Source organism: Flavobacterium sp. AK-345, from assembly GCF_058310175.1.
Window position 1 is genome coordinate 43,032 of the sequence record NZ_JBZEER010000019.1, and the last position, 10,113, is coordinate 53,144.

The following is a 10,113-nucleotide window of genomic DNA, read 5'->3' on the forward strand; positions in this document are numbered from 1 at the left end:
GAGAATCAATAAAATGACAAAACAAAAAGTTACTTTTTTCTGGTTTCGACGTGATTTACGTTTAGAAGATAATACAGGATTATTTGAAGCCTTACAATCTGATTTTCCCGTAATTCCGTTGTTTATTTTTGACGATGAAATTTTAGAAAATCTTCCTAAAAATGATGCGCGAGTAAATTTTATTTATGTTTCACTTCAAAAAATAAATGCTCAACTTTCAGAAATTGGCACTTCACTTTTAATTAAAAAAGGAAAAACACTTCAGGTTTGGCAATCACTTCTGGAAGAATTTGACATTCAAAAAGTATTCTTCAATAAAGATTATGAACCTTTTGCTATCAAAAGAGATTTGGCAATTTCTTCTTTATTAAAAGAAAATAATATCGAAACTTTTTCATTTAAAGATCACGTCATTTTTGAAGAAAAAGAAATTACAAAAGCAGATGGGCTTCCGTACACGATTTACACACCATACAAAAACAAATGGCTGGAAAAATACCATCTTTCAGGACAAGCCCCAGAATATGAAACAAAAGCTTTATTAAAAAATTTTGCAAAAAATCAGTTTACGTTTCCAAAATTAGCAGCAATAGGTTTTGAAGAAAGCATTATAAAAGTACTTCCTCATAACTTAACTCAAATTGCCAATTATAAAGAAACTCGTGATTTTCCGGCTTTGGATAGCACGTCGTATCTTTCACCACATTTACGTTTTGGAACAGTTAGTATTCGAAAATTAGTAAATTGGGCAAACAAGAAAAATCAAACGTTTTTAAGTGAATTAATCTGGAGAGAATTTTTTATTCAGATTCTATTTAGTTTTCCCAATGTTGTAAATCACAATTTCAAATCGGCTTACGACGGGATTCAGTGGCGCAATAACGAAGACGATTTTAAGCGCTGGTGTTCCGGAACGACAGGTTATCCTATGGTCGATGCAGGAATGCGTCAGCTTAACGAAACTGGATATATGCACAATCGCGTGCGAATGGTTGTAGCAAGCTTTTTATGCAAACATTTGCTAATTAATTGGCAATGGGGCGAGGCTTATTTTGCAGAGAAATTGTTAGATTTTGAATTGGCATCCAACGTAGGAAACTGGCAATGGACTGCCGGAACAGGTTGCGATGCCGCACCATATTTCAGAGTATTTAATCCCGAAATTCAACAAAAGAAATTTGACGAAAAAGGAATCTACATTCGCAAATGGATCCCTGAATTTGATTTTGGTTATAACGAACCAATGGTTGATCATGCCTTTGCAAGAGATCGCGCGATTGCAACTTATAAGGAGGGAATCTTAAAATAGTTATTTTTGTTTCAGGTTTCAAGTTTCAAGTTACGCAACCTGAAACTTGAAACCTGAAACAAAAGAATTAGTATTTCAAATAATTATCTACTTTAATCTTCGCCTTTAAATCAAACATCAAATTATACAAGCCAAAGAAAGTACGGTTCATATAAATAAAGTGTTTAGAACCACGATTTCCGTTCATTTTTTTGAGATTGGTATCGTTTGAAAAGCGTTCGCCTAATTTGGCAATATTTTCAAAGAAAGTTTCATCTGCAAAATCAAATGTGTCTTCTTGAAAAGGTTTTGTAAAAAGTGACAATAAATCATGAAACATCTCGGTAAAATATTCGATTTCCGAAGGCGAATCATCTGGGCGAAGAATTTCTAACTCAAATAATTTTTCATTAAAAAGAGTTGGATCTGTAATCACGTTTTTATTGATCAACTCAAAATAAGGCACGTAAAAGTCTGTCGGAATTTGTTTCATACAGCCAAAATCTAAAGCAATCAGATTATTTTGATCATCTACCAAAAAATTTCCCGGATGTGGATCTGCGTGAACTTTCCTAAGAACATGAATTTGATACATATAAAAATCCCAAAGTGCCTGCCCAATTTTATCCGCAACTTCACGATTTGTATTAATGGCGGTAAACTCAGAAAGATGAATTCCCGTCATCCAGTCCATTGTAATAATTTTCTCTGATGAAAACTCAGGATAATAATTGGGGAAAAGTATACCTTCTATTTTACTGCAAGCTTCAACAACTTCTTTACTTTGTTCCAGTTCTAATAAATAATTAGTTTCTTCTATCAGTTTATCTTCAACTTCCTTAAAATATTTATCAGAATCTTTCCCCTGCAAATTAAACATTCTGATTGCAATAGGTTTAACCAAAGCCAAATCTGAAGAAATACTATTGGCAACACCCGGATATTGAATTTTAACGGCTAGTTTTTTACCGTTTTTAGTTGCTAAATGCACTTGCCCAATACTTGCTGCATTTACAGAGTTTGCATTAAACTCATCAAAGATTTCATAAGGTGTTTTCCCAAAATTAGTTTTAAATGTTTTTAAAACCAATGGGGCAGATAATGGCGGAACAGAAAATTGTGAAAGCGAAAACTTCTCTACATAAGCCTGAGGCAAAAAGTTCTTGTCCATACTTAGCATTTGCGCCACTTTAAGTGCGCTTCCTTTTAGGCTTTTTAAACCGTCGTAAATATCTTCGGCATTATTCTCGTTGAGTTTATCGCGGGTTAAATCAGGATTTACTATTTTTTCAGCATAATGTTTAACGTAGTTTACCCCAATTTTGGCACCGGTCTGCACTAGTTTTCCGGCTCTTTCTATTTTTGAGGTTGGTATATAATCTATTGTTTTCATTGTTTGTTGTATATTTTTTCTTTGAAAAGAAATTTTCCGAAATCTAAAAGATGGTTCAATGGCGCAACATTCATTAATTCAAATGAAGCGTTTACCGATTTTTCGATAAAAATATCCGTTTTTTCAAAAGCCGGAGATGCATCATCCATCCAGAATTTAATCGTCATCATTAATTGCAGCCAGGCAGATTCCTGAATCCCTTTTTCCTGAAATTTTTGAAATTTTTCCTGCTCAATTCTATAATCATCTGTCAGGATTTCTGAAACATATTCTTTAAAACTTTCTCGAAGCAATGATAATTGCGAAAGGTTTTTTAAGGGATTTCTATCTATTTTTAATGATTGCAGGACGTAGCTTCTGTTGGCAGTCAGTATTTCGAAAAAAGTAAAATAAAAGCTCAACATTTTGTTTTTCATATCATACTCCAGATAATCTGCATTTTTATGAAGCAAATCAACTGTATTAACAAAAAAGAGTCTGAAAATTTCTTTTTCTAAACCTTCCAATGTTCCGAAAAAAGCATAAAATTCTGTTTCTTCAAAATCATTTTCTTTTGCAAAATGGTACACAGATTTTGGCTTTTGCCCTTTCTCTAAAATCTCATTCATGTATAGCGAAACGATATCTTCTTTGTTGATTATCTTCTTTTTAGTATCCATTTTAATTAATTTAGAATTCGCCTTAAAGGTAAGCAATGTTTAATTATCTTTACTAATCGCTAAACAAGATGCACTGTTAAATATATTATAAATCATGTCCAAAAATGTCTTACTTACCGGCGGATCAGGGTTCATTGGCAAATACTTAACCGAAGTATTAATTGCTAATGGTTTTTCGGTTTCTGTACTAAGCCGCGCTGATCGAAAAAACACACCTTTAATCACTTATTACAAATGGGATTTAGAAAATGATTTTATCGAGGAAGAAGCTATACTTAAGGCAGATTATATTATTCATTTAGCAGGTGAAGGAATTGTTGAAAAACGATGGACAGAAAAACGAAAAAAAGCAATTCTGGAAAGTAGAACAAAACCGGTCAAACTAGTTTTTAATGTTTTAAAGAAGAAAAATAAATCACTGGATGCCTTTATTTCGGCTTCGGCGATTGGAATTTACGGCGCATATACCAACAAACAAATTTGCACCGAAGACCAGCCTCCGGCAAATGACTTTTTAGGAATAACCTGCCAAAAATGGGAAGATGCTGTTGACGAAATTAATTCATTAGGAATTAGAACCGTAAAAGTAAGAACCGGAATTGTTTTTGGAAAAAATGAGGGCTTTCTTAAAAAAATTGCACCCTCATTCAAAGCAGGTTTTGGCACTATTTTAGGTTCCGGAAAACAGTATTTGCCCTGGATTCATATTGAAGATCTGTGCCAGATTTATTTAAAAGCTGTCATTGATCCGGAAATGCACGGTGCATATAACGCTGCGATTACAGACAATACTACCAATGGCTCATTTTCTAAAATTCTGGCTAGCCTGTACGGATATAAAATCTGGCTCCCAAAAGTACCTGCTTTTTTAATTCGCTTTGCTTTGGGCGAAATGAGTGTTGCTGTTTTGGAAGGACAAAGAGTTTCTTCTGAAAAAATACAACAAACGGGTTTTGAGTTTCAATTTACTGATATCGAAACTGCACTTTCTCATAGTTTGTCATGATTTTTTATTTTAAAGTTAAAAGAGCCAATTCCTCGTTTCTAATAACTCCGGTCAAACCTGTATTTGCAGTCGATGAGATTTTTGAACCGATTTTCATCGGGATTGAAATATCAAAATCAGATACCAAAATTGGAAAATCAGAATGAATTTGTATTCCTTCATTAACTTTTTTCAACAAGGCTTTTACTTCAATTTCTCGTGATTTTCCGTGTACGGTTAATTTTCCTTTTATCAAATATTCCTTTTCGGCGTCATCAATATCTTTAATATCAAATTTTGCAATTTTTCCTTTAAAAACGGCTTTAGGATAACGATGGCTCTCTAAATAGTTTTCATTAAAATGCTCTTGCATTAAATCTAATTTAAATCGAAAATCTCTGATTATAACTGTACAAATAAATGTACTGGTTTTAGGCTCTAAAACTATCACAGCCGATCTATTTACTGCTTTTATTTCTTCAAAAAGAGGAATGGATGCCTCAAAATTTACTGTGGCTGTATTGGTTGTAAATTTTTCCTGAGCATACAAAGAAAATGCAGTAAAAAGCAAAATAAGTAAAGTAGTTCTTTTCATAATCGTCAGCAATTAAACAATTATGTCACTCCATTTTTTAAATTAAAATAGACAACTGAAAAAATCAGTTTTGAAAAATCGAATGGCAGTTATTCCGTTAAATATAGCAACTTATATATACACCTAAAGTTACGTAATTTTCCGGAGCTTAGTCGCTGGTGTTATGCTAAATATTTGTGAAATGTTTTTGCTCTTGAAATTTAGAATGAGGCAGAAATATTGGTAATGAAGTATTGTCTCTATGGGACACTTTGAAGCGGATGTGTGTTTCAAAGTATCCCGTAGGAACTATATAATAATTAATTTGTGAATTAAATTCCTATCCTTCAACTTCGGTACAAATCTCAATTAAAAAACCATCAAGATCTCTCACATACGCTACAACTTGACCCCACGGTTTTTGTGTTGGTTCTTTTACCAATATTGCGCCAAACGAAGTTGCTTTTTGTACAAGTTCGGGTACGTCATCGGTTATAAAACCTATTTCTATTGCAAAAGGTTTATCTTCTAAACTGCTTTCGACAAAACCATCTTCTAAATTTTGTGCTGCCAGTTTTTTTGATGCAAATGAAAGCGTAGTTTCACCTGTGATCAATTCACCATAATCATTATCAGGTGTAATAAATTTTCTTGAAAAACCAAAAGCGTTTTCATAAAACACAATCGACTTTTCTACATCTTCTACATATAATATTGTATATCCAAATTTGACCATCTCTATACTTTTTTAATTTTTAATAATAGATTTCAATTTACAAAAATCATTTTAAATAGAATTATCCTATTTCTAACAAAACATTATATTTATCTAAACTTGCCAAATCTTCTATAGAATTTACATTCGTAATTTTTGCATGATCTTCTACTTCTTTTTTAGCTTCTATTTGTTTGATGCATTTTCTAAATCTGCGTACTTCATCTAAACTGGATAAAATAAGTCCGGGAACCTGCACACTTTTGCCTTCTTTATCTTTTGCTACCATTGTAAAATAAGACGAAAGACAATGTTTTACGGCACCAGTCTGAATATTTTCAGCTTCAACCCGTATGCCTACAATCATGGAACTGCGTCCTACGTAATTTACGGAAGCCTTCATTGTAACTAATTCCCCAACTTCAATAGGCTTTAAAAAATTCACTGTATCAACTGAAGCCGTAACGCAATAATTACCGCAAAATTTTGATGCCGAAGCAAAGGCAATCTGATCTAATAATTGAAGAATATATCCTCCATGAATTTTACCACTGAAATTGGTATGCGATGGTAACATTAATTCGGAAATACTAATTTTTGATGATGAAACGGGCTTAAAATCTGTAGTCATGTTTTTATTCTGTTTGGTTAGGTTTTAATTTAGGGATTGACTTTCGTCGGTATTTGAGGCTCTTGTAATAATATTTTCCGGAAGTGATTTTTTGGCCTTCGCTCCCATTTTCTTTAATCTTTCTACACTCGAAATTAGATTACCTTTTCCATCAACGAGTTTGTTCATTGCATTCTCATATTCGGTTTTGGTATCTTTTATTTTGTTTCCAATTTTTACTAAATCGGTTACAAAACCTTCAAATTTATCATACAATGCACCGGCTTGTCTAGCAATTTCAAAAGCATTTTCCTGCTGTTTCTGATTGCTCCACATACTATCAATGGTGCGTAAAGTGGCCAATAATGTGGTTGGCGTTACAATTACAATATTGCGATCAAAAGCTCTGTTGTATAACGTAGAATCTTCGTTTAAAGCAATCGCAAAAGCGGGCTCTATTGGTATAAAAAGCAATACAAAATCCGGGCTTTCAATTTGATATAAATCATGATAATTTTTACTACCAAGCTGTTCTACGTGTCTTTTAATCGAAAGTACGTGTTCTCTTAAAAAATCACTTTTAAGAATCTCAGACTCTTCGTTGATCCATTTTTCATAGGCTACCAAAGAAACTTTCGAATCGACAATCATTTTCTTTCCGTCTGGTAAATTAATTACAACATCCGGCAAAACTCGGGTTCCTTCTGTATTGGTAAAACTTTGCTGTACTTCGTATTCCCTTCCTTTTTCGAGTCCGGATTTTTCTAAAACACGTTCCAGAACCAATTCGCCCCAATTCCCTTGCATTTTACTATCGCCTTTTAATGCTTTTGTTAAGTTTAAGGTTTCTTTACTCATTTGAGCATTCATTTCACTTAAACCTAAAATTTGCTGACGTAAAGCTGCATGATAGTCAATACTTTCTTTGTGTGTCTGATCTACTTTTTGCTCAAAAACATGAATTTTATCCTGCAGCGGCAACAAGATACTTTTCATATTTTCATTGTTTTGTTCTGTAAATTTTGCCGATTTTTCTTCGAGAATTTTATTCGCCAAATTTTCAAATTCTTTGGTAAATTTTTCCTGAAGCTCTGTTATTTCTGCTTTTTGTTCTTTATGCCTTTCCCATAAATTTTCAAAATCTACTTCTTTCTTTGAAAGCTGTATGGCGAGACTATCTTTTTCGGTTCTGATATTTTCTTTTTCCAGATTATTTTGCTGCAAAAGTCTTTCAAAATTTTTTCTGTCATTTTCAAATTGCTCTTTCTGCAATTGAAACTGATTTACATTGGCATTTAATCTTTCTTCCAAGCTAACTTTTTCAGATTGAAATTTAGCCGAAAACAATATTCTTCCAAAGTAAATACCTAGTAACAATGCGATTATAAAAACCAATAAAAATGGAAGGAAGTCGAACATAACTAAGTTGTTTTTTAAGTAAAAGTACGCAATAATACGTAGTCCCGAATTTTAAAATTTAAATTTCACGAATTATTATCAATTCAAAATTAAACAAACATTCTGAACCATTTTTCAAAAAATACGCTCAAAAAAAACCGTTCTACGCAACCTTTTTAAAAGATGATTATCTATTAAATATAACCTATTAAAAAAATATCATGAAAAAAATAATGCTTGGCTTATTTATAGCTTTTGGAATTAGTGCCTGCTCCCTTAACAACGATGATTTTAATACAGATTGCGGACCTGATGTAAATGTGCCTTTTACAGGATTTCCTCTTTTATGTAATTATAGTGTAAAAAATATGCCTAATAACCCTCAGGCTATTTATATAGATACTCAGGAAAGTATGGATAAGGCATTTACAAAGCATGAAAACACTTGTCCTGTTGCCAGTGATCCTAATATTGATTTTACAAAAACCCATTTAGTTGGGGTTTATGCCGGAGCAAAACCAACAAGTGGATATGAAATTAAAGTCACTTCTATGTATGAAAATAGCTGTCAAATGATTATCACCTTTTATGAAAAAAGCCCACAGGCAGGTGAACAAATTACACAAACACCAACTTATCCTTCAGACTTTATTTTAATTCCTGCAACTAAAAAGCCACTTGTTTTTATCAAAACTTCAGAGTCTCCTGATAATATTATTATTGGAAACATTGGCAGTATTCGTAATTTCTATCAATTAAATGATTTTAACATTCTTAAATTTCAGGATGTTGCTTACGGAAGTTATAGTTTTGAGCAATACAAATATACCAGCACAATAAAAAGAGGCGAATATACTTTGTTCTTAAAAAATGTTCCAGCTGAAATTTTAAATATTAAAGGTCAGACCAAAACGTACGGTGCTCCGGATACTGCAGATCAGGGCGGCGTTTATTTTCAAATGCGTCAGGCAGGAACTGTTACTAAAATTTTCATTGATACTTATGATACTGCAGATCAAAGCGACGCTATAAAACTTTTCAAAAAAGCCATTCAGGATAAAATTACAAGTTTAAAATAATCCGATTATGAAAAGAATTTTATTGTTTTTTATTGCCTTTTGTCTTTTTTCAAGCTTTTGTGCTACAGAAAAGACAATAAATTCCAATGCGATAGTAAATACCTGGATTTGGGAAAAATCTATTGGAGGAACCAATAATCCTTACACGGCTACACCAAAAACAAGTGGATTTACTAAAAAAGTAGTTTTTACTTCTGATGGAAGGGTGATCACGTATAAAAATGATGTAGAGATTAGAAACAGCAGCTATGAAATTGGAAAAGGCCTTGGTGCAGCAGATAATCTGGAACATGACCTTATTTCGTTTGAAGGTAAAACTTATGTAATCGAAAAGCTTGATAATCAAAACCTAACCATTTTAAGCAATAACTCAGACGCTACCCGGACTATTTTTAAAAGATAGTTAAATGAGTTAAAAAAAGCTAATTTTGCCAAAACAAATCTAACCACTTTTTGAAAGACGATTTAGAAAAATATATTCGCCAATGCATGCAAAATGAACGAGAGGGACAACTGAAAATTTATCAGTTGTTCTCTCCGGTTTTATATGGCATTTGCTTAAAATATATGAAAAACGAAGATGATGCAAAGGATGTTTTTCAGGAAGCATTTATTGTTGTTTTTCAAAAAATAAATCAGTTTAAGTTTGAAGGAAGTTTTGAAGGCTGGATGAAGCGAATTTTTATAAACAAACTCATTGAGGCTTTAAATAAAAAGAAAAAAGAAAGTTTCTTTTTGGATGTTTTTGATCCTGATACCGATTTTATTGAAGAACAGGAACTGGATATCCCGCCAATAGAACAAGAAAAACTGTTAGAATATATTCGGGATTTACCAGATCAATACAGGACGGTTTTTAACTTGTATGTTTTTGAAAAAATGAAACATAAGGAAATAGCCGAATTACTAAAGATCTCAGAAGGAACATCAAAATCAAATTTAAACAGGGCCAAGCGCATTTTGCAAAAGAGAATTTTGAGCATAAAAAATTTTAAGACAGCATGAAAAAGCAAAATATAGAAGATATTTTTTCATCAATGGAAAACTTTTCAAGTGTTCCGCCTCCTGAATTATGGAGTCAGATTGAAGAAAAACTAGACAAACCAAAAAAGAAAAAAAGAGCGATTCTTTGGTGGTCTGCTGCCGCATGCTTGTTATTGGGTTTAATGCTCCCAACTGTTTTACATTTTAGTTCTGATGCAGGAATCAAAACTATTGATAATAGCTCTAAAAATAATAATGTTGTTCTGGACGAGAAAAATACAGACTTAAATGATTCAAAAACAAGAAGCATTGAAGAAAACAATATTCAGAAAGATACAATTACCAACGAAATAAAAAGTGCAGAAAACGCTGTTGCGCTTGGAAACTCATCTGAAAAAGAAACAAAAAGCATATCAGATCCTTCTAAA

The 10,113-nt window shown here is 32.5% G+C and carries 11 protein-coding genes and 1 pseudogene; 6 read left to right on the plus strand and 6 right to left on the minus strand.

Annotated elements, in window-relative coordinates:
- Positions 1-13 precede the first annotated feature (13 nt).
- On the plus strand, positions 14-1,309 hold the full coding sequence (locus tag AC4FQ3_RS21940; protein ID WP_491183285.1) for a cryptochrome/photolyase family protein: 1,296 nt from the start codon (positions 14-16) through the stop codon (positions 1,307-1,309).
- A 67-nt stretch (positions 1,310-1,376) separates the two neighbouring features.
- On the opposite strand, the gene AC4FQ3_RS21945 is transcribed toward AC4FQ3_RS21940, so the two are convergent.
- Both AC4FQ3_RS21945 and AC4FQ3_RS21950 read right to left on the minus strand, forming a co-directional pair.
- Complete coding sequence (locus AC4FQ3_RS21945) at positions 1,377-2,681, minus strand: ABC1 kinase family protein (RefSeq protein ID WP_491183286.1); 1,305 nt, start codon at positions 2,679-2,681, stop codon at positions 1,377-1,379.
- Positions 2,678-3,340, minus strand: coding sequence for a TetR family transcriptional regulator C-terminal domain-containing protein (locus tag AC4FQ3_RS21950; RefSeq protein ID WP_491183287.1), 663 nt, complete (start codon positions 3,338-3,340; stop codon positions 2,678-2,680). Before AC4FQ3_RS21950 ends, AC4FQ3_RS21945 begins: the two co-directional genes overlap by 4 nt.
- A gap of 94 nt (positions 3,341-3,434) precedes the next feature.
- Between AC4FQ3_RS21950 and AC4FQ3_RS21955 the strand changes: the two genes are divergently transcribed.
- Positions 3,435-4,346 carry a TIGR01777 family oxidoreductase gene (locus AC4FQ3_RS21955; protein ID WP_491183288.1) on the plus strand — a complete coding sequence of 304 codons (912 nt, stop codon included), beginning with the start codon at positions 3,435-3,437 and terminating at the stop codon, positions 4,344-4,346.
- 4 nt (positions 4,347-4,350) lie between these two features.
- Here the strand turns inward: AC4FQ3_RS21955 and AC4FQ3_RS21960 are convergent, their stop codons facing one another.
- From AC4FQ3_RS21960 to AC4FQ3_RS21975, 4 genes are all read right to left on the minus strand, one after another.
- Entirely contained in the window at positions 4,351-4,920 is a 570-nt protein-coding gene (locus AC4FQ3_RS21960) for a YceI family protein (protein ID WP_042567335.1), read from the minus strand.
- 319 nt (positions 4,921-5,239) lie between these two features.
- On the minus strand, positions 5,240-5,635 hold the full coding sequence (locus AC4FQ3_RS21965; protein WP_491183289.1) for a VOC family protein: 396 nt from the start codon (positions 5,633-5,635) through the stop codon (positions 5,240-5,242).
- A gap of 61 nt (positions 5,636-5,696) precedes the next feature.
- Entirely contained in the window at positions 5,697-6,245 is a 549-nt protein-coding gene (locus AC4FQ3_RS21970) for an acyl-CoA thioesterase (RefSeq protein WP_491183290.1), read from the minus strand.
- Positions 6,246-6,269: 24 nt separating this feature from the next.
- Complete coding sequence (locus tag AC4FQ3_RS21975) at positions 6,270-7,643, minus strand: DNA recombination protein RmuC (protein WP_491183291.1); 1,374 nt, start codon at positions 7,641-7,643, stop codon at positions 6,270-6,272.
- A 200-nt stretch (positions 7,644-7,843) separates the two neighbouring features.
- On the opposite strand from AC4FQ3_RS21975, the gene AC4FQ3_RS21980 reads away from it, so the two are divergent.
- From AC4FQ3_RS21980 to AC4FQ3_RS21995, 4 genes and pseudogenes are all read left to right on the plus strand, one after another.
- A complete protein-coding gene (locus tag AC4FQ3_RS21980) occupies positions 7,844-8,701 on the plus strand; it encodes a protease complex subunit PrcB family protein (protein ID WP_491183292.1) in 858 nt (285 codons plus the stop codon).
- Between the two features lie 7 nt (positions 8,702-8,708).
- Complete coding sequence (locus AC4FQ3_RS21985; protein WP_042567330.1) at positions 8,709-9,104, plus strand: hypothetical protein; 396 nt, start codon at positions 8,709-8,711, stop codon at positions 9,102-9,104.
- Between the two features lie 86 nt (positions 9,105-9,190).
- The gene (locus AC4FQ3_RS21990; protein ID WP_262489598.1) at positions 9,191-9,706 is read left to right on the plus strand and encodes an RNA polymerase sigma factor; all 516 of its coding nucleotides are present in this window, start codon (positions 9,191-9,193) and stop codon (positions 9,704-9,706) included.
- Positions 9,703-10,113, plus strand: a pseudogene (locus tag AC4FQ3_RS21995) (hypothetical protein); the annotation flags it as partial. The gene AC4FQ3_RS21990 and the pseudogene AC4FQ3_RS21995, both read left to right, overlap by 4 nt.